At 39.1% G+C, this 19,456-nt stretch carries 18 protein-coding genes; 6 read left to right on the top strand and 12 right to left on the bottom strand.

From position 1 onward, the window contains the following. Nucleotides 1-4 precede the first annotated feature (4 nt). Genes ABIB30_RS06220 through ABIB30_RS06230 form a run of 3 tightly spaced genes read left to right on the top strand, consistent with a single transcriptional unit; the run spans nucleotide 5 to nucleotide 1,907 of the window. A complete protein-coding gene (locus ABIB30_RS06220) occupies nucleotides 5-403 on the top strand; it encodes a DUF983 domain-containing protein (protein ID WP_354300274.1) in 399 nt (132 codons plus the stop codon). Next, complete coding sequence (locus ABIB30_RS06225; RefSeq protein WP_354300276.1) at nucleotides 400-1,062, top strand: DUF2461 domain-containing protein; 663 nt, start codon at nucleotides 400-402, stop codon at nucleotides 1,060-1,062. The genes ABIB30_RS06220 and ABIB30_RS06225 overlap by 4 nt, the downstream gene beginning before the upstream one ends. Before the next feature lie 2 nt (nucleotides 1,063-1,064). Continuing rightward, entirely contained in the window at nucleotides 1,065-1,907 is an 843-nt protein-coding gene (locus ABIB30_RS06230) for an OmpA family protein (RefSeq protein ID WP_354300278.1), read from the top strand. 82 nt (nucleotides 1,908-1,989) lie between these two features. On the opposite strand, the gene rfbC is transcribed toward ABIB30_RS06230, so the two are convergent. The 3 genes from rfbC to ABIB30_RS06245 are packed head-to-tail and all read right to left on the bottom strand — an operon-like array spanning nucleotide 1,990 to nucleotide 4,715. Continuing rightward, a complete protein-coding gene (rfbC, locus tag ABIB30_RS06235) occupies nucleotides 1,990-2,544 on the bottom strand; it encodes a dTDP-4-dehydrorhamnose 3,5-epimerase (protein ID WP_354300280.1) in 555 nt (184 codons plus the stop codon). A gap of 2 nt (nucleotides 2,545-2,546) precedes the next feature. Beyond that, complete coding sequence (locus ABIB30_RS06240; protein ID WP_111634203.1) at nucleotides 2,547-2,849, bottom strand: DUF4286 family protein; 303 nt, start codon at nucleotides 2,847-2,849, stop codon at nucleotides 2,547-2,549. A 54-nt stretch (nucleotides 2,850-2,903) separates the two neighbouring features. Then, the gene (locus ABIB30_RS06245; RefSeq protein WP_354300283.1) at nucleotides 2,904-4,715 is read right to left on the bottom strand and encodes a tetratricopeptide repeat protein; all 1,812 of its coding nucleotides are present in this window, start codon (nucleotides 4,713-4,715) and stop codon (nucleotides 2,904-2,906) included. 235 nt (nucleotides 4,716-4,950) lie between these two features. Here ABIB30_RS06245 and ABIB30_RS06250 point away from each other — a divergent pair, with 235 nt between their 5' ends. Genes ABIB30_RS06250 through ABIB30_RS06260 form a run of 3 tightly spaced genes read left to right on the top strand, consistent with a single transcriptional unit; the run spans nucleotide 4,951 to nucleotide 9,214 of the window. Then, nucleotides 4,951-6,843 (top strand): S9 family peptidase, encoded by a 1,893-nt coding sequence (locus ABIB30_RS06250; protein ID WP_354300285.1) that lies wholly within the window; start codon nucleotides 4,951-4,953, stop codon nucleotides 6,841-6,843. A gap of 9 nt (nucleotides 6,844-6,852) precedes the next feature. Beyond that, entirely contained in the window at nucleotides 6,853-8,520 is a 1,668-nt protein-coding gene (locus ABIB30_RS06255) for a sensor histidine kinase (protein WP_354300287.1), read from the top strand. Nucleotides 8,521-8,524: 4 nt separating this feature from the next. Next, nucleotides 8,525-9,214, top strand: coding sequence for a response regulator transcription factor (locus ABIB30_RS06260; protein ID WP_068403928.1), 690 nt, complete (start codon nucleotides 8,525-8,527; stop codon nucleotides 9,212-9,214). A gap of 77 nt (nucleotides 9,215-9,291) precedes the next feature. Here the strand turns inward: ABIB30_RS06260 and ABIB30_RS06265 are convergent, their stop codons facing one another. From ABIB30_RS06265 to hemW, 9 genes are all read right to left on the bottom strand, one after another. Further along, nucleotides 9,292-10,005, bottom strand: coding sequence for a hypothetical protein (locus ABIB30_RS06265; protein WP_354300290.1), 714 nt, complete (start codon nucleotides 10,003-10,005; stop codon nucleotides 9,292-9,294). A gap of 677 nt (nucleotides 10,006-10,682) precedes the next feature. Continuing rightward, nucleotides 10,683-12,008, bottom strand: coding sequence for a metallophosphoesterase (locus ABIB30_RS06270; protein ID WP_354300292.1), 1,326 nt, complete (start codon nucleotides 12,006-12,008; stop codon nucleotides 10,683-10,685). A gap of 39 nt (nucleotides 12,009-12,047) precedes the next feature. Next, the gene (locus tag ABIB30_RS06275; RefSeq protein WP_354300294.1) at nucleotides 12,048-13,547 is read right to left on the bottom strand and encodes a sigma 54-interacting transcriptional regulator; all 1,500 of its coding nucleotides are present in this window, start codon (nucleotides 13,545-13,547) and stop codon (nucleotides 12,048-12,050) included. 18 nt (nucleotides 13,548-13,565) lie between these two features. Next, nucleotides 13,566-14,663 carry a vWA domain-containing protein gene (locus ABIB30_RS06280; RefSeq protein WP_354300296.1) on the bottom strand — a complete coding sequence of 366 codons (1,098 nt, stop codon included), beginning with the start codon at nucleotides 14,661-14,663 and terminating at the stop codon, nucleotides 13,566-13,568. Nucleotides 14,664-14,851: 188 nt separating this feature from the next. Then, nucleotides 14,852-15,736: a cupin-like domain-containing protein gene (locus ABIB30_RS06285; RefSeq protein WP_354300298.1), complete on the bottom strand. Its 885-nt coding sequence runs from the start codon at nucleotides 15,734-15,736 to the stop codon at nucleotides 14,852-14,854. Between the two features lie 116 nt (nucleotides 15,737-15,852). Then, nucleotides 15,853-16,734 carry a cupin-like domain-containing protein gene (locus tag ABIB30_RS06290; RefSeq protein WP_354300300.1) on the bottom strand — a complete coding sequence of 294 codons (882 nt, stop codon included), beginning with the start codon at nucleotides 16,732-16,734 and terminating at the stop codon, nucleotides 15,853-15,855. Nucleotides 16,735-16,878: 144 nt separating this feature from the next. Then, the gene (locus tag ABIB30_RS06295; protein ID WP_354300302.1) at nucleotides 16,879-17,430 is read right to left on the bottom strand and encodes a fasciclin domain-containing protein; all 552 of its coding nucleotides are present in this window, start codon (nucleotides 17,428-17,430) and stop codon (nucleotides 16,879-16,881) included. A gap of 33 nt (nucleotides 17,431-17,463) precedes the next feature. Next, nucleotides 17,464-18,267 (bottom strand): SDR family oxidoreductase, encoded by an 804-nt coding sequence (locus tag ABIB30_RS06300; RefSeq protein ID WP_354300304.1) that lies wholly within the window; start codon nucleotides 18,265-18,267, stop codon nucleotides 17,464-17,466. A gap of 25 nt (nucleotides 18,268-18,292) precedes the next feature. Next, a complete protein-coding gene (gene hemW, locus ABIB30_RS06305) occupies nucleotides 18,293-19,438 on the bottom strand; it encodes a radical SAM family heme chaperone HemW (protein ID WP_354300306.1) in 1,146 nt (381 codons plus the stop codon). Between the last annotated feature and the right edge of the window lie 18 nt (nucleotides 19,439-19,456).

The following is a 19,456-nucleotide window of genomic DNA, read 5'->3' on the forward strand; positions in this document are numbered from 1 at the left end:
TTAGATGGAGAAAACAACCAAACTATATGCATTAGTACAAGGTAAATGTCCGCATTGCCGCAGAGGAGATATCTTCACTGGTACATTATATGGTTTCGATTTACAACGCACAAATGACATCTGCAGTCATTGCGGGCAACGATATGAGATAGAACCGGGCTACTTTTATGCCTCTATGTATGTCAGCTATGCAATGAATGTGATGGAAATGATTGCCGTGGGTATTGCAACCTATATCTTTTCTGGTGGTAATCTGGAATTTGATTCCCTGTGGATGTATGTAGGTGTGATTTTTAGTGGATGCTTAGTTCTTGCACCGTTTAACTATCGTTATTCACGCGTGATTTTATTACATTGGCTCTCCCCTAAAATTAGTTATAACGCCTATTACGACAGACCATGATTAAGCCAGAAACACTAGCTTTTTTAAGCGCAGTAGCAGCAAATAATAACAGGGAATGGTTTGCCCTGAACAAGGAAGTTTATGAAACAGCAAAGGCTGATGTGATTAGCCTGGTTGAAGAACTTATTCCTATTCTTGCAAACGTCGACCCACAATTTCCACTCGAAACCCAAGCTAAGAAATGCGTGATGCGAATTTACAGAGATGTGCGGTTCAGTAAAAATAAAGACCCTTACAAGAATAACTTTGGCATCTCCTTTTCTGTGAAAAACTCAGAAGGAAACGGACCGGAGTTTTACTTACACCTGCAGCCAGGGAATTCTTTTTTTGTCGGCGGCTATTGGATGCCGGAAGCATCGCTGCTAAAAAAAATAAGAGAAGAAATAGATTATAACACTTCAGATTTCCTTGAAATTATAGAAGCGAAAGGGTTTAAAGACCAGTTTGAATTGAGTAAAAACGATACCCTGAAGAAAGCCCCTAAAGGATATGATCCGGAACATCCTCATATTGATTTGTTAAAACTCAAAAGCTATATTGCTGTACTTCCGCTCACTGATCCGGAACTATTAAAACCTACATTAGTTAATCATTTGAAAAAGGCATTTATAGGGATATACCCATTTGTTCGCTTCCTGAGGGGAGCTATAGCACCATAATTATGAAGAAAGTTATTTTGTTTTTAAGCATCGGTCTATTAGCCAGTGCATTTAGTTCTTGTGTAGTCCTGTCCCCAAAAAAGTATAAAGCCCTGCTGGCTAAACAAGATTCATTAGGCACCGGTTGGAGTGGAGCACAAGAGTCCATAGACCACTTGCAGAGCGCTATTGCTAAATTACAGCGTGATACTGCCAACCTGAATGGTAAGCTGAATGAACTTCAGGGTAAATATAAAGCCATAGACGGCAATTACGCCAAATTAAAAGACAATAGTTCTTCAGCAATCAGTAAGCTCTCAGATGACCTTAAAAAGCGTGAACAACGCCTTAAAGAAGTAGAGGACATATTACGCAAACGCGATGAAGCCTCTAATCAATTAAAAGAGAAACTGGAACAAGCACTTCTGGGATTCTCTAAGAACGGATTAACGGTTGAAATGAAAAACGGTAAAGTCTATGTTTCTCTGATGGACAAATTATTATTTCCTTCAGGAAGTATTATTATTGATGAAAAAGGGAAACAAGCATTGGCTCAGCTCGCTAAAGTATTAAAAGAGCAACCAGAGATTATCATTGCAGTAGAAGGACATACAGACTCACAGAAAATAACGAATCTGGGTCAGATCAAAGATAATTGGGATCTGAGTGTATTGCGTTCTACTTCTGTAGTGCGTTACCTGACCGAAACTGAAAAAGTTCCTGGTGTAAGGTTAACTGCCACAGGAAAAGGTGAATTCCAGCCATTAGAGCTGAATACTACGCCTGAAGGAAGAAGCAAAAACCGCAGAATTGAAATTGTACTATCACCTAAATTGGATGAACTGTACAACCTGATCAAAAAATAAATTATCATGATATAAAAAAAGCATCCGGATTATCCGGATGCTTTTTTTATATTCTTTAGCGCAGTAAAGCTCAGATCCTGAATTAAAAAGGACTTGAGAAATCTTTAAAAGAGGGAAGTACCAGATCTTTATCAGAAAGTAAAAGTTCTTCTTTGGCAAGTTCCTCACTCCAGTTAATATTCAAATCCGGATCATTCCAGATTACTCCGCACTCAGATTCTTTATCATAATAGTTAGTCACTTTGTACGTGAAAATAGTATCATCTTCAAGAGTTAAAAAACCATGAAGGAACCCTGGCGGAACCCATAATTGCTTATGGTTGTCTCCACTAAGGACGATACTGAAATGCTGGCCATAAGTAGCAGATTCTTTTCTGGCATCCACAGCAACATCAAGAACCTTACCTTGTATAACTCTTACCAATTTCCCTTGTGCAAAAGGAGCTTTCTGAGCATGTAAGCCACGCAAAGTACCCTTTTGTGAGAAAGATTGGTTGTCTTGTACAAAGTTAGCCTGAATGCCAGCTTCTGCAAACGCGCGTGTACTAAAACTTTCATAAAAATAGCCGCGGTTATCTTTCCATACTTTAGGTTCGATGACAAAAAGATCAGCTATAGGTGTTTGTATTATATTCATAGTTAGGCTATATATTCCATTACGGTAGTGAAAGAAACAAATTTATCCTTAAAACGACTATTTAATTCTGCTGCCAGGGCATTTGCATGCGTTAACTGATAAGCATCATAATCTTCAATTGACTGTACAACATATTGTGCGCAATAAGTTACACCTTCATTTGGTGAATCAACCACCTTTAATAATCTGTTGGAAACGAATAATCCAGTAGCCATTACTTCAGGAATATGTTCTTCTTGCATCCATTGCAGCCATGCCGCAGCAGAGGCTTCTTCAATAATCAGGGTTACATTGTATAATAACATGACACAAAGATATAATTAAGAGCTTGTGTAACTTTATAAATTACAGGAATAAATTCAGGACTCAGCAGGATCACCTCTCAGTTTTCTGAAATGCTTGCGTGCCTCGGTCACGAACATACTGCCCGGGAAGTCCACAATCAACTTTTGATAGTATACTTTAGCCTGCTCAGGATCATTCAGCGCATCTTCATAGATTCCGGCCAGGGTAAATAAGGCTTCATCTGCCCAATTCCCTTTTTGCTGATGCCCAATCAATTCCTTAAGCAGGAGTACAGCCATTGAAAAATCTCTGTTTTTGATATAAATGTTCGATTTAAACATCAAAATATCATCAGTGAGGCTGTTTTTAGGATATAGCAAAGCAATGCTGTCCACCTTGGCTATTGCTTCCTTATTCAGGTTTCTGAACTGCAATGCTTCAGCAGCAGCGTACATTTTAAGCGCCAGCGTATCCGTTTTAGTTTCCAGATGATCTGAAATCAAAAGACTGAGATTTAGCGCGTCATTCGCTATTAATTGTTCAGTCGAAGCCTTTAATACATCTGCCTGAGATTTGGCATAACTGAAATTTCCCTGCTCAAATGATAACCTTGCAGACCTGTATTTGGCCTCAGTTCCTATATTTTGATTTTCAAATTCCTTAGCAACCTGCTCATACATTAAAATAGCCTCCCATGGCTGTTGCGTAAGTCTGTAAATATCTCCAAGCTCAAGCTTCATCTCCCCCAGTTCAGCATTGGTAATACCCGGAATCTTTATAGCTTCTTCCAAAGCTGATTCCGCCTTTTTAAGATCCTTCAGATAATAAGCTTGTAGATTTGCCCACTTCCTGAGTGCAAAAAGAGTTTTTGCATTTTTGCCATATTCATCCAGAATTTCCTGATACTGAGCTGCCAGCGTAATAATATCTTTTTGATCATTTTTGCCCAATAAAAGTGCTTGATAACTGGCATCAATCAAAGCTAATTTAGCAGGCACATAATATGGGCTATCCTTGCCTTTAAGGGCTAAATAGGCATAAGCTTTTATAGCTGTATCATAAGCCTTGTTGGAAGCAAATATTTGTGCATGCTCAAATAGAATTGTTCCATCATCCTTAATCCTTTTATCTTGTGCAATTAATTGACGTAATGCCATATCGTATTCTTTTTGCTGCAAAAATTGCCAGATTAGCAGCTTTGAATAAGATTCGTTCTGAGGATCCTTCTGTATCCTTTTGAATAATGAATTTTGGAGGGTCAGATAATCAGCATTCGTTTCAAACACAGAAGGAAGTACTGTTTCAGCCTGCTGGAGCATTTGTGGCATGGTTGACAGCGCATTCAGATATTCTTCGCCCAGTTTAGTCTTGTCCTTCTTGAAACGATAAATACTTAGCAATTCAAAGGTAAAGATCTGCTCATTTTTCAGGTTTTTTCTGGCTTGCAGAAACACATCAGCAGCCAGGTCATACTCTGCCATCTGGTATAAATCATTGGCCAGTGTTCTTATTTTTGACTCGTCATCAGGAAGGGAGTGTAAAAGCTGGTCAAAAGTCTTTTTTGCATTATCCAGTTCTCCTTTTTCTTTATAAACCCTGGCTTGTATAGTCAGGTATTTTGAAGATTCAGGACTTTGCCTGATCAGCTTTTTAATGGCTTTATCAGCAATTTCATATTGTTTTGATTTCAGCAGAGCGTTGAAGTACAGGTCTGAATAAGCTTCATTTTTTGTTTTGAAGACTATCTTTTCCAATAAAACAGCAGCTTTTTGATAATCTCCATTTTGATAATACAGCATGGCCATTTCATTATCATTATTGCTTTGTGCAAATAATGATAATGAACCTGTAAAGCAGAGTATGATCGCCAATATTGTTTTTATCATAATATTCTGAAGCTACTTAAACAGCAAAGAAACTGTTCTCAAAAATAAAGATACTAAATTGTGGTTTTCCATCATTCCAGATTACCCGTATTTTAAATGTTACCAGACATTTCTTTGTCAGCGATAAAATATTCCTATTTTGAGACGCTCTCCATTTGCTAATCAGGTAACAATATTAGTGTATTGCCTGTTTAGACAGAAGGTGTTGCGTATTTTTGCAGGCTACCAGAATGCTATGACCTTAAAGAAAAGATATTTATTGATTGTTCTTCTCGCCCTTTTTAGTGCTTGCCGGCAAAACAGGCAAGTGAGGATTATTCCTGTAGCAGAATTCTTTAAAGCTCAGGATAAAGGGTATTATGCAATCTCTCTGGACGGTAAAACCATGTCTTATCTAAAGTCACAGGGTAAAAAACAAAACCTGTTTGTCGAAGACCTGACTACCGGCAGATCATCACAAATTACACAATTGAATGAAAAAAATATCAATTATTATTTCTGGGTAAGTAACGATGAGATCGTTTATTATAAAGAGAAAGCAGGAGCGGAGCGGTTATCTGATATCTTTATTATCAATAAAAACGGAGAAAATGAACGTCAGCTTAGTGATAATGGGAAAAGCAGAATGCATGTACTCAAAGATCAGCTGATTGACGGCAAATTCTTATTGGTTTCTTCCAATAAGAGAGATTCTACAGTATTTGACGTTTACCGCTTAAATGTAAGGGATGGCCAGATGGATATGGCTGCCAGAAATCCTGGAAACATCACGAACTGGGTAACAGACTCAAAAGGGCAAATCCGGCTGGCCACTACCAGTGATGGTGTGAACCAGACATTACTCTACAGAGAGACTGAAAACCAAGCCTTCAGAGCGGTAGTGACCAATAATTTTAAAACTACTTTTACACCTATTGCAATTTCGGATGTGAGGCCAAATATTGTTTATGCTATTTCTAACGTCAACAGAGATAAAAATGCATTGATAGAATTGAACTGTGCAACGGGAAAAGAAAGCAAAGTGCTTTTTAGTAATGACACCCTGAACGTGGTGGATGCTCAATACTCCGAATCCAAAAAAACAATAGCCTTTGTAATTTGCGAAACCTGGAAAAAGGAGAAGCATTATCTTGACCCCTCTGTTAAAAAACTATATGAAAAGCTGGATAAGTTATTGCCCGGCACTGAATCCAGGATTATTGACAGAGATAAAGCAGAAAATACATTTATCGTAAGGACGTTTACAGATAGAAATCCAGGTTCTTATTATTTATATATAGCCGATAAAGGCACGATCAGAAAACTAAGTGATTTTAATCCTTACGTTAAAGAGGCCGAAATGTGCGAGATGAAACCTGTTTCTTATACTGCACGTGACGGCTTAAAAATACAAGGATACCTTACTTTACCGATTAATAAACCGTCTTCGAACCTTCCTGTAATTGTGCTGCCGCATGACGGGCCGGGGCGCAGAGATTCCTGGGGTTATAAAGCCGAGGTACAATTCCTGGCAAATAGAGGATATGCAGTTTTTCAGGTTAACTACAGAGGCTCATCCGGATATGGGAAGTCTTTTGCAGCTGCAGGATCTGGCCAGTGGGGGGGTAAAATTAAAGATGATATTAATGATGGCGTAAGATGGCTTATTGAGAATAAGATTGCTAATCCAAGAAAAATCGCTATTTATGGCTCTGGGTTTGGTGGTTATATCGCACTAAATAGTCTATATTCGAGTCCGGGAATGTATGTTTGCGGTGGTTCTAATTCAGGAGTGATTAATTTATTCAGTTATCTGAAGTCTATTCCTCCGTTTTTAAAGACCAATTTGCAAATGTACTATGAGGTAATCGGTAATCCAGTAACAGAAGGTGACCGGATGCGCCAGGTATCTCCGGTCTTCCATGCCGATAAGTTCAGGGTTCCTGTTTTTCTGGCACAAAGTCCAAAGGATCCCAGAAGTAATTCGGGCGAAGCGGTTCAGTTTGTAAAAGAACTCAAAAAAAGAAATGTGAATGTGACTTATCTGGAAAAAGAATATAGTGAGTTCTCTCCACAGGGCGAAGATATGCGCCAGAAATTATATGCTTCGCTGGAGCAATTTTTGTCTGTAAATTTGTCCAGGAAATAGGTGAATAATATGGCTCCGGAAAAAACTAGTGGCTATCGTAAGAACTTTTCACTGATCGTCACCTTTATTGTGCTGATCTCTGTACTGTTCATCTTGTCGCTATTTTTAGCTTATAATTTTAGTAAGAAATTTATAGAGAACGAATTTGTCTCAGAAAAGGTGAAGGTACTGGAAGAAAGTATTAAGCCTTACAATGAGTTTTTTCAGAACAAAGTTCCTGAAATCTCTTACTATAATGGGTATCTTGATTCTGCTACGGCATCTAAATTTGTCGATACTATTATTAATGCGTACCCCTTTGTTTCAAAGGTGGTCTTTTATGATTCAGAGATTGGGAATACACCAGTCAGGGATGGATTAAATACAGGGCATTTCTCTTTTGGGCCTAAGAATATTTATCAGTTCGGTGATCTGGTGCCTTTGGATTCAGTTAAGTTGTTTTCGAGAGATGATACGAAGAAATTCAGCAGGGGAGATGATTTTAATGCTTTAGGGATCAAGTTGATTTCTTATATTGAGAGTCTGGATACAACTATTGTGCCTAGTCAGGAGGAACTTTTTACCAATTTCAGTATTATTCGTTCTAATAAAATAACCTACCTGAATATTCCTGGATTTGAAGATTTAAAGATCTATAAGCAGATGTTAAGGCAGCAGCTGAGTCCGTCTCCGGTTTATCAGCAGGATATGTTATCTTTTCATCTTGATCCTTATAAAATCAAGATTATCAATACGCGTCCGCTGTTGTATCAAAATATACGAATTGAACCACTTACTTACGACCCTTTAAATACGTCTACAGAATATGTGGCTACAGAGATTACCTTACCGGGGCCATTTTCAGATTATAAACTTTATTTCATTTCTGCAAAGTCGTTTGTAGCTCAGGAAATCCTGAGTTATTTTATGCCTATTGCTCTGGTCATGTTACTTTTCTATGGAATTCTGGTTCTGGTAACTGTTTTGATTTACAGAAATCTGAATATTAATCATAAGATGTTTAAATTGCAGTATGATTTTGTGAATAACCTGACGCATGAGTTTAAAACGCCAGTGAGCGTAATTAAGATAGCTGGTAACAATATTAAAAGTGCGAGTGCACTGACAGAAAGAGAGCTAAAGTTGTACGGTAAGATCCTGGATGAGGAAGCCGATAAGTTGAATGGGCTGATGAACAAGTTACTGGCTTTTACACAGATTGAAAACAGGGCTATTCAGTTGAATCATGATGAAATCAATATTGTGGATTTTATTGAGAGTACCATAGAGTCGCATACTTTGAAACACCCTGATTTTGTAGTCACCTATGAAGTCACTGGTTTTGGGACGTTTATTACTGATCCGGTATTGCTGGGCAGCCTTTTTGATAATTTAGCGGAGAATGCTTATAAGTATTCGCGTCCTGAGCATAAGCGGCTGCATATTGTAGCGAGAATGATTAAGGGAAAAGTTGTATTCAGGTTTGTGGATCAGGGAATAGGTATTCCCACACCGGAAATTAATAATATCTTTAAGAAGTTTTACCGGATACAGAATCAGTATAATCAGAATGGTAGTGTTGGATTGGGACTGGCTTTCTGTAAGGAGCTGGTGAATTTCATGAAGGGCGAGATTTCGGTAAAGAGTAAAGTAAATAAAGGAACAGAGTTTAAAATAGTACTGCCTTATAATAATTAATGATATGTCTAAAGGAATTAAAATACTGATAGTTGAGGATGATGAAAATTTAAGGTTTTTAGTTGTACACAGGCTAAAGTCTGAGGGTTATGATGTACTGGAAACCGGGGATGGTGAGCTGGCGGTAAAAACTATCATGGATGAGAAGCCGGATATTGTTTTGCTGGACTGGATGTTGCCGGGTAAGCAGGGATCAGATGTTTGTCAGGAGGTGCGTAAGCAAGGTTTTGAAAACCTGATTATTATGATGACTGCAAAGGCGCAGGATGTAGATAAGATTGATGCTTATACTTTCGGTGTGTCTGATTATGTAACCAAGCCATTTAATATGGATGTTTTGGTGGCGATGCTGGAGAGTAAGGTGAAGTTTTTGCTGAACAATGATAAGTCGGAGATTCACCGTTTCGGAGATATGGAGCATCATCCTAATATTCATACACTTTACAGGAGTGGAAGAAAGATTGAGTTGACGATATTAGAGAACAGGATTTTATTGTATTTCCTGAGAAATCCGAATAAGGTGATCAATCGTGATGAGCTGATGCTTGTTGTTTGGGGATACAATTCTGATGTGAATACGCGTACGCTTGATATGCATATTGTTCGTTTAAGAAAGAAGATTGAACTGAATCCTGATAATCCTCAGTTGTTGCAGACTGTGAGAGGTATTGGATACCGTTTTAATGCGGGATAGTTTTTAATAGTTATATAGAGTAGCGCAGTCTTTTTACAGGACTGCGCTATTTTTTTAGGTTAGTTTTTTAGATGGGGTTAGTCTCTCAGGCGTGTTGCCCAGAAGGGATATTTTGCACCGTCTTGTATGAAATTGGGGAAATAAGTTTCGTCAGGCAGAATAAGGGCTCCGTGGGTTTTTCTGAGTACGCTGAATATGCTTTGGTCATGGCGGTGATCTATGAAGGATTTTTGCTGTAGCGCTGCGTCTTTCTGATCTGTAAAAAGAGATAGGTTTTCATAAAGGGTGTCGTACCATTTGTCTATAAGTTGTGTGGCGTGCTGACATTTTCTCAGCATGATCACAGTTGCGATCAATTGATTAGAATTGATGATTTCTGTGGTGGTATTAAAGTAATCAAATACCTCTTGTTTAGTGTATTCATTTTCTTTGTGGGGTAGTTCAAAGGCGATTGTACCGGTGTCGGTTGCTTTTAGAAGCGTGAGGTAGTCGTGGAAACGTTTTTTACCACTTTTGTTAATAAGGCATCCTGCGTCGGCATAAATTAAAATGTCGTCTTCGGGAAGGGTGTCGAGTATTTTTTTGATAAGGTAGGGTTTCCAGATCCAGTATCCTCCGCCTTTTGATTGTTCGAGAATGGTTTTAAAGCGTTTGGCAAAGATTGGGTCAATTGCGGCTGGACTGAAGATTTTTACTTCATCGAAAAATTTGGAGTCAATGGCTGTTTGTTTGAGAAATTTTCTCTGCGCTCTGTATTTATCGTCTCCATAGGTTATAAAGTGAGTTTTCATCGCGTTTAATTTATTTATAATGTAATAAATTAATTTTAACGAGGTTGGCTAAGTTGTTAGTGAGTTATTAACAGTGTTGAAAGGAGGGGTGGGGATGTCCGGCTTCGCAAAAAAACAAGCATACTATGTTCGGACGACATTGCCTTCGCCTGAAGAGGCTCGGAACGAATGTCCTCACATTAGCATACTTGTTTTTTTTCGGTATCCATACATAGATAGAGTTTGTTGGGTGGTTAAATAGGGGGGATGTCCGGCTTCGCAAAAAAAACAAGCATACTATGTTCGGCCGACATTGCCTTCGCCTGGAGAGGCTCGGAACGAATGTCCTCCCATTAGCATGCTTGTTTTTTTTCGGTATCCACACATAGATGGAGTTTTTTGGATGGTTAAATAGGAGGGGTGGGGATGTCCGGCTTCGCAAAAAAAACAAGCATACTATGTTCGGCCGACATTGCCTTCGCCTGAAGAGGCTCGGAACGAATGTCCTCCCATTAGCATGCTTGTTTTTTTTCGGTATCCATACATAGATGGAGTTTGTTGGGTGGTTAAATAGAAGAACTTGTTGGAAAGCTTAATTGTGACGGCTTTATACACAAATCCCTGTAATCTCTGCCCTCTGTTTTGTGAATTATACAACTGAGGGCAGGAATTACAGGGATGTTCTTTTATTCTTTTTCTTATGCTCTTTTGAGTGTGAAGATGGTGATTTCCGGTAAGATACCTACTCTTCCTGGGTAACCGAGGAAGCCGTAACCTACGTTCACGTAGAGCTGCTGTTTTTGTTCCTGGTATAATCCTGCCCATTCTTTATAGATATACTCTATAGGACTCCACTGATACTTTTCTGTGCGGACACCGAATTGCATGCCATGCGTGTGGCCACTAAACATGGCGTCTATCTGAGGGTATTTTGGCAGTACTTCTGCGCGCCAGTGTGAGGGATCGTGAGAAAGTAAAAGCTTTACGGGAAGGTCATCGGTGTTTTTAACAGCAAGTTCCATACGGCCGTATTTTGGGAAACGTCCCATGCCCCAGTTCTCGATACCCAGGATTCCGATCTCTTCACCGTCAATTTTTAACCTGCGATTTTCATTCATTAAGAGATCCCAACCCATAAGTTCGTGGGTTTTTATCACATCTTTGAGGTTTTTCACTTTGGCGGGGGAGGATTCTTTACCAAAATGATAATCTCCGTAGTCATGGTTACCGAGGGATGAATAAACACCAAGTGGGGCCTTTATTTTACTGAAGATATCCTGATAGTCGCGCATCTCAGTAGCCATATCGTTGACGATATCACCAGTGAAAAAGATGAAGTCTGGTTTTTCCCCAAGCAGCATCTCTACCCCACCTTTTACGGCAGTTTTATTGTAAAAGCTTCCCGAGTGAATATCGGAGATTTGTCCCATAGTGATGCCATCAAAGGCAGCAGGTAAATTAGGGAGGATCAGTGTTTTTCTACGAACCTGATAATCATAAGCTCCGGATACAATACCCCAGGACAATGATGTCAGCGGAATTGCAGCCGCGACGAGTCCGGCTTTGACGATAAATGAAGAACGGCTGATTGGTTCTTCAATCGCTAAACCGGTTTTATTAATGGCGCCTGTTTGACGGGATGAATCTGTTGCGTTATCCTGATCATTTAAGTTTCCTGATACTGCTGCGTTGTTGTTTTCTGATCTTTTGATACGTCTGAACATAGCGATACTGAATCTGCGCAGGTCATCAACCAGCAGAAAAGGCAGCATTACGATTTTGCATGCCGTAGTCAGGAAAAAGGTGACTAAGATGATTGCGCGCAGTGATAAAAACAGATTTAAGAAGATACCAGCAAAAACACCAATAACCAATACTATGGTAATTCCCCAATAAATGCGGGTAAATCTCTTTTTCGCTGTTTCACTCCAGTTCTTAAAAGCAGATAAAATAGCCTTAACGAAGTAAAAATCGAATGCGATGATTAAAAGGCATCCGATAATAAGAAAGGGTAATCGGCCCATTTATTTATATTAATGTTAAAAGATACTTCTTAAATCAGACTAAGCATTGAAATCAATGTCATCATCTTCGTCCTCTTCAGGATCGGTATTAAATAAGCTATCAAACATATCAGAGAAACCGAAACCACCGCTCAGGTACTTTTTGTTCAACTGAGAGTATTCTGCCAGGCCATGTAAAGCAAACTCCATTAATAAAAGGGTTTGATTTGCACTTAGTTTAGGATGAAACTGTTTAACCAATTCATTCAGCCCTCCAACTTGCATCAGCTCCTTTTTATACTGAGATTCTGTCAGGTTATCAGCAATGTCCAGTGTATTACCATCCGTAAACCAATCTGTGATCAATTGATAAGGATTTGCGGTTTTGCTTTTCTTTGCCTTCTCAGGATCAGGGAAATAACGGTTGAATAAAGTTTTGATAGCTTTACCAATTAAGATATTGGCCACTTTTGCAGGCCCTTCAAGTTCACCTTCATAAACCAATTCTATTTTACCAGTTACCGCCGGTATAATTCCAGTCAGGTCAGCTAGTCTGACAAAGGTTTTTTTCTCACCATTAATCAGCATCCTTCTTTCAGCAGTACTGATCAGGTTTTCGTAAGCAGAAATCGTTAAACGTGCAGACACACCAGATTTTTGATCAATAAACTCACTCTTACGTGCCTCAAAAGCAACCTGCTCAATCAAATCTTTCACTAAACCATCGGCTTCGATTAGTTTTTGTGCTTCAGTGATTTTTGCCTCCTGAAAAGTAATTTTGCGGGAGATCGCTATCGTTTTAGGATAGTGAGTAAGGATCTGACTCTCTATCCTGTCCTTCAAAGGGGTCACAATTGATCCCCTGTTCGTATAATCCTCAGGATTCGCTGTAAATACAAATTGTACATCCAAAGGAAGACGTAATTTGAAACCTCTGATCTGAATATCTTTTTCCTGCAGCATGTTAAATAATGCCACCTGTATTCTAGCCTGTAAATCGGGAAGCTCATTGATAACGAAAATGCTTCTGTGTGCTCTTGGAATTAATCCAAAGTGGATCACACGCTCATCATTATAAGTTAACTTCAGTGTAGCGGCTTTAATCGGGTCCATATCGCCAATTAAATCGGCTACAGTCACATCTGGGGTCGCTAACTTCTCTGTATAGCGATCCGAACGGTGCTGCCAGCTGATTGGTGTAGCGTCACCATGTGCAGCAACTTCCTGTTTTCCAAACCAGGAAATCGGGTTTAAAGGATCATCAAAGATTTCACTTCCCGTAATGTAAGGGATATATTCATCAAGGAGGTTGACCATTAAACGCGCAATACGTGTTTTAGCCTGGCCCCTTAAGCCTAATAGTAAAATATTGTGTCTGGATAAAATTGCAGTCTGAAGTTCTGGAATAACAGTTTCATCATAACCCACAATACCCTCAAAACCAGCATCTTTATTTTGAAGCTGCTGAATAAGGTTCTTACGCAATTCGTCTTTTACTGTTAAGGAGATGTAATTTGAGGCTTTTAAGTCGCCAAGAGTTTTAATTGAGGTTTGCTCCATAGGTTGTATTCGTCCGTATTAACGAACTATTTTTCTTCGGTTTTTAATATAATCTTCAAAAATGTACTCGCCTAAACCAGTTAAAGAGCTGTAAAACGCTCTTCCACCGTTTATTTCTGTAAACTCCCTTACAAACTGTTGTAAATAGGGATCCTGGGCAATCATAAAAGTCGTAATCGGGATATTCAGACGCTTGCATTGTGCAGCCATGTTCAAGGTTTTATTAATCACCTTTCTATCCAGTCCCATACTGTTTTTATAGTAACGTCCATTCTCCTTCAGGCAGGTCGGTTTACCATCAGTAATCATGAAAATCTGTTTGTTATGTGTTTTACGGCGGCGCAATAAATCTGCAGCCAGTTCCAAACCCGCAAGCGTATTGGTATGATATGGCCCAACCTGCAGGTAGGGAAGATCTTTCACCGTAATCGGCCAGGCATCATTTCCAAATACTACAATGTCGAGTGTATCTTTAGGATAACGGGTTTTGATTAGCTCTGCCAGGGCCATAGCTACCTTTTTGGCCGGGGTAATTCTATCTTCTCCATATAAAATCATAGAATGGGAGATATCAATCATCAGCACTGTCGAAGTAAGCGTCTTATAATCTTTTTCTTCTACCTCCAGGTCACCCTCAGTTAAAGTGAAATTACCTATACCATGATTGATCTGTGCATTTTGTATCGACGCAGTCATATCAATCTGATCAAGGCTATCTCCAAAGGTATACTCACGGCGATCGGCATTCTTCTCTTCCCCGATACCAGAGATATTACTATTGTGATTACCCTTTCCGGCTTTCTTCAGTTTGCCGAAGATTTCCTCCAGCGCAGACTTCCGGATCACCTGTTCAGTTTTGGAAGTGATATCCACACTGCCATCCTTAGGATCTTCTTTGATATAGCCCTTATCCTTCAGCTCATCAATGAAATCACCCATGCCGTAATCGCCCGTGGTAAACTTATATTGCTTGTCCAGTTCATTCATCCAGGCCAATGTTTCACCTGCATCACCCGCAGTGTAATTCAATAGCTGGGTAAATAACTTCAGCATTTCATCAAACCCGCCCTTAGGCTTGTCATCTGCTTGAAAATTAGAAAAATGGAAACCTCTCATATGTTAGTATATAACGGAATATCGAAGGTAAAAGTTTGCCAGTGAACTAATGTTACCTGCTTGTAAAAATACCCTCCGCAGCCTGAACGCAAAAAAAACCAGCATTCAGATTTAAGAATACTGGTTTTTTTGCGTTCAGGCTGCGGATAAGCCGAAATTTGAAATGAATTATGACACAATTTGTGCCTTTATTTTTTTGGCAAGCCTTTAGCTAAAGCCTTTTCTGCTCTTTTAACAGCCAGTTTTTCTCTGAATTCTGCATAAGGAGCTTTGAGTGCCATTTTCAACACACTGTCTAAACCACCTTTAATCGCCAGATTGAATAAACTTTGTGCTTTTCTGATTGGAGAGGCATCCCATGCTCTTAAACTCAAAGAGAAAGAACCATCCAGATATTTCATCCAATGCCACATTCCTGTAGGCATAAACAGCGTATCGCCATGCTCAAGGAAAACCTCATATCCCTCAACCCCCCTTAGTGCAGGGAACTTATCAAAATCGGGATTGGCCACATCATAATCTTCCAGCGCATAAGTAGCATTTGGAATACAGTAAAGACGATCTTTCCACTTGTTATCAAATAATATAATATGCTTTCTGCCACCAAAGTGCGTATGGAAAAGATGCGGAAGATCGATGTCATAATGCAGGAAGGTCACAGAATTTGAACCACCAAAAAACATGGCAGGCATACTTTCAATGAAACCACCCATTAAATCTTTAGGCAATACGATGTCCTTGATCAGACTCGGTACATGCTTAAATAAATTGAAGAAAAATATACGGAGTTCTGTAGGCTCTGACTTAATCAAATCAAGATAATCGCCGAAACGCATATGCGCTGCCGCCGAATTGATAGGCTTGGATGGGTCTACTTTTGCATTGTCATATAAAGGAACCTCCAGGTTACCAGCAATTTCTTTCAGGTACTCAGTTGTCCACTTTTCTCTTGCAGGCCAGCTCTTTGTTAAACCTTTAATGATTAGAGGTTTTCTAGGGTCTAAATAGTTTTTTTTAAAGTCTGCGGGACTGATATTCTCAACGGTATCTACCGGCTTTAATATAAAGCTCATAATCAAAAAAGATCTTGTTTGACAACAAAAGTGTAAATTAAAATCTATTTATTTATATAAAAACGCAAGGTATGACGCAGAAAAAATATACTATCTGAAATTAAACTGATTCTTAATTAGGATGGAGCATGTTCCGCCAGTGCTTTATTGGCCCTTTTTATGGCCAGCCGCTCTTTCCATGCCATATACTTCTCCCTGAAATTGGCCTTCATGAAATTATCGAATTTGCGTTGGATGGTCAGGTTATATAAGCTCTTCGCTTTTACTGCCCATGACTTATCCCAGGCCCGCAAGCTGATAGAAAAAGAACCGTCCAGATATTTCATCCAGTGCCAGTAACCCGTCGGCATAAACAGCGTATCTCCATGTTCAAGATAAGCCTCTACACCCTTTACACCTTTTAAAGCAGGGAACTTATCAAAATCAGGATTTTCAATATCATAATCTTCTAAAGCATAAGTTGCATAAGGAATTTGATAAAGGCGCTCCTTCCACTTATTCTCAAATAAAATGACATGCTTGCGGCCGTTAAAATGCGTATGGAAAATATGCGCCATGTCTATATCATAATGCAGGAAGGTAACAGAACCTTTTCCGCCGAAGAACATATTAGGATAACTATCCAGAAAACCGCCCATCAAATCTTTAGGAGCGATATAATCATTCAATAACTTAGGCGCTTGTTTGATAGGATCGAACAAGAAAATCCGGAGATCAGTTGGTGTAGTTTTAATCAGGTCAATATAATCTGCAAACTTCATCTCTGTAGCGGCAGCATTAATTGGCTTGGATGGATCAGCTTTAGCGCTGTCATAAAGTGGGACTAATTTATCTCCAACCACAGTCTTCATATAATCCATAGACCATTTCTCATATGCCGGCCAGTTTTTAGCCATGTTCTTGATGACTAATGGTCTGCGTGCATTGAGATAGTTTTTTTCAAAATCCTCTTTGGAAATATCATCAACGCAATCAATCTGAGTTAAATCAAACTTCATGTTAAAATAATGTTAATTCATGTAAAATTATAGAATTTGACTTTTCTTACCAATAGGTCAATGGAAAATAAAAAATTCTGACAATAAAAAAACACAGCAACGCGTGCTGTGTTTTCATTATTTATAAGAAATAACTTAAATAGATTAGTTAGGCATTAAAACACTGTCAATTACGTGAATCACACCATTTTTCTGCATTACATTGGCAATAGTTACCATAGCTGTTCCACCTTTTTCGTCAGTTAAAATTAATTTGTCTCCGTCCATAGAAGCCCATAATTTTCCACCAGCAACAGTAGTTAATTCTGCTTTACCATTACCCATTTTAATTGCTTTAGCGATTGCTTTTGAATCCATTTTTCCAGCAACAACGTGGTAAGTAAGGATTTTAGTTAACATTGCTTTGTTTTCTGGTTTCAAAACTGTTTCTACAGTACCGGCAGGCAATTTGTCAAAAGCTTCATTCGTTGGTGCGAATACAGTAAAAGGTCCGGCACTTTTTAAAGTCTCTACAAGGCCAGCAGCTTTAACAGCAGCAACCAATGTAGTGTGGTCTTTTGAGTTTACCGCATTGTCAACAATATCTTTATTGGCGTACATAGCTGCACCACCAACCATTGGATTTTTTTGAGCGTAAACTGAAGTTGAAAATGCCATAGCTACTATGACAAATACAGGTAAGATGAATCTTTTCATGATTTTGTTTTATAGCAGGAGATACGGCGAATACTAGTGCTTGGTTTTCTGAACAGCCAAATTTTTTGTTCTCATATATTTGGAGAACCTTAAAGGAAAAAAGCGTTTGAATAAAACTCCCTTTACTTCTTTGCCGCCCATATAGACTTCTTCCTTGTTCTGTTGAATAGCTTTAACGATTAAACTTGCACACTCAACTACTGCAAGACCATGCTCCTGGTTCTCGTCCATTTTATTATGCAGCCGGCCATCGGCAGTCATCGCATTCAGCGAAATATTCGTTTTAATATAACCAGGACACACCATTGTGATCTGGATGTTTTTGTCAAATACCTCTGCACGTAACGAATCAAAGTACCCATGCAAAGCATGTTTAGAAGCTGCATATGCAGAGCGGTAAGCCGAGCCGAATTTTCCTGTCAAACTGCTGATGCAGACAATTTTTCCGCCACCTTTAGCAATCATCTGAGGCAATACTGCTTTACTCAATGCAACAGTTCCCCAAAAATTAACATTCATCAGCTTTTGTTCTACATTTAAAGCTGTTTCCAAGGCTAATGACCGTTGGCTTAGTCCTCCACTGTTGATCAGCATATCAATATGACCAAATATTTTCTGTGCATCCCTGGCCTTGTCCGCTAACAGGGCGGTGTCTTCCAGATCAAAGGAAAGAACATGTACATTGATCTGATTTTTACAGTTTCCTTTTACCCTGAAAAGTTCATCTCTGTTGCGGGCAGAAATAATAAGATTTGCCCCAGAATTGTTATAAGCATAAACAAGCGCTTCGCCGATACCCGAAGAAGCTCCCGTGATCCAGATTACTTTACTCTTCATTATAGTTTTTATTAATTATTCAGGATTAATCTTCCGGATGTTCATCTAAAAGGAATAATTCTGAAGCGATATAATCGGCAAATAGCTTGCCGTCTGGTGTTAATATCAGTTTGTTATTCTCGTTCTTCAACCAGTCACGCTGTAAAAACGGAACAATATTTTTTAGTGTGTCTTCTAAGAAGATTTTACCAAATTCGTTGCCTATCTTTTGTAAATCTGTACCCCACATCGTGCGGAGCGAAGTCATGATATACTCATTAAAGCGATCATAAATATCCAGTTCTTCAATGGTTTCTGCTAGCTTGCCCAGCGCTAACTGCTGCATATATTTAGCATTGTTTGCAATGTTCAAATACCTTACATTTCCGTTAAAGCCATGTGCAGAAGGGCCAATTCCTAAATAGGGAATGCCTCTCCAGTAATTGGTATTGTGTACCGCATGACGGCCAGGTAAGCTATAATTTGATATTTCATAATGGTCAAAACCAGCAATAGCCAGCTTTTCTGTCAATGTGATAAACTGAGCCGCACTTTGCTCATCATTCACAGGAATCTGCTTTCCCTTTTTTATCGCTGCGGCCAAAGCTGTTTTAGGCTCAACGGTTAAAGAATAGGCCGAAATATGTGGCGTTTGCAAACTGATGGCTTTGTTGATATTACTCATCCATTTTTCATCCGTCAGCAAAGGGAATCCATAAATAAGGTCGATGCTCAGATTCTCAAATCCTGCATCCTGACTCCGTTTAATACAAGTTTCCGCTTCATTAGCAGTATGTGCCCTGTTCATCCAAACCAGATCTTCATTAAAGAAAGACTGTACGCCAATGCTGAAACGGTTGACAGGAAGCTGACGCAATTGTGCAATCTTTTTGGCGTCTAAATCATCAGGATTAGTTTCAATCGTAATCTCCGCATCGGCTGCTATAGAAAAATTAGAAGTTAAAGTGTCAAAGATTCTGGCCAATGCTTTCTCTGGTAAAAGAGAAGGCGTACCACCACCAAAATAAATACTTCCGATATGCTCATCAGCTATTCTGCTCTTTTTCAAAAGGATTTCTTTGCAAATCGCGTCCGTCATCTCCTCTACATGTTGCAGAGAAGTGCTGAAATGAAAATCACAATAATTACAAGCTTGTTTACAAAAGGGGATATGGATATAAATTCCTGCCATGGGGCAAAGGTAAGTGCA

This window comes from Pedobacter sp. UYP1, assembly GCF_040547305.1.
Lineage (GTDB): Bacteria > Bacteroidota > Bacteroidia > Sphingobacteriales > Sphingobacteriaceae > Pedobacter.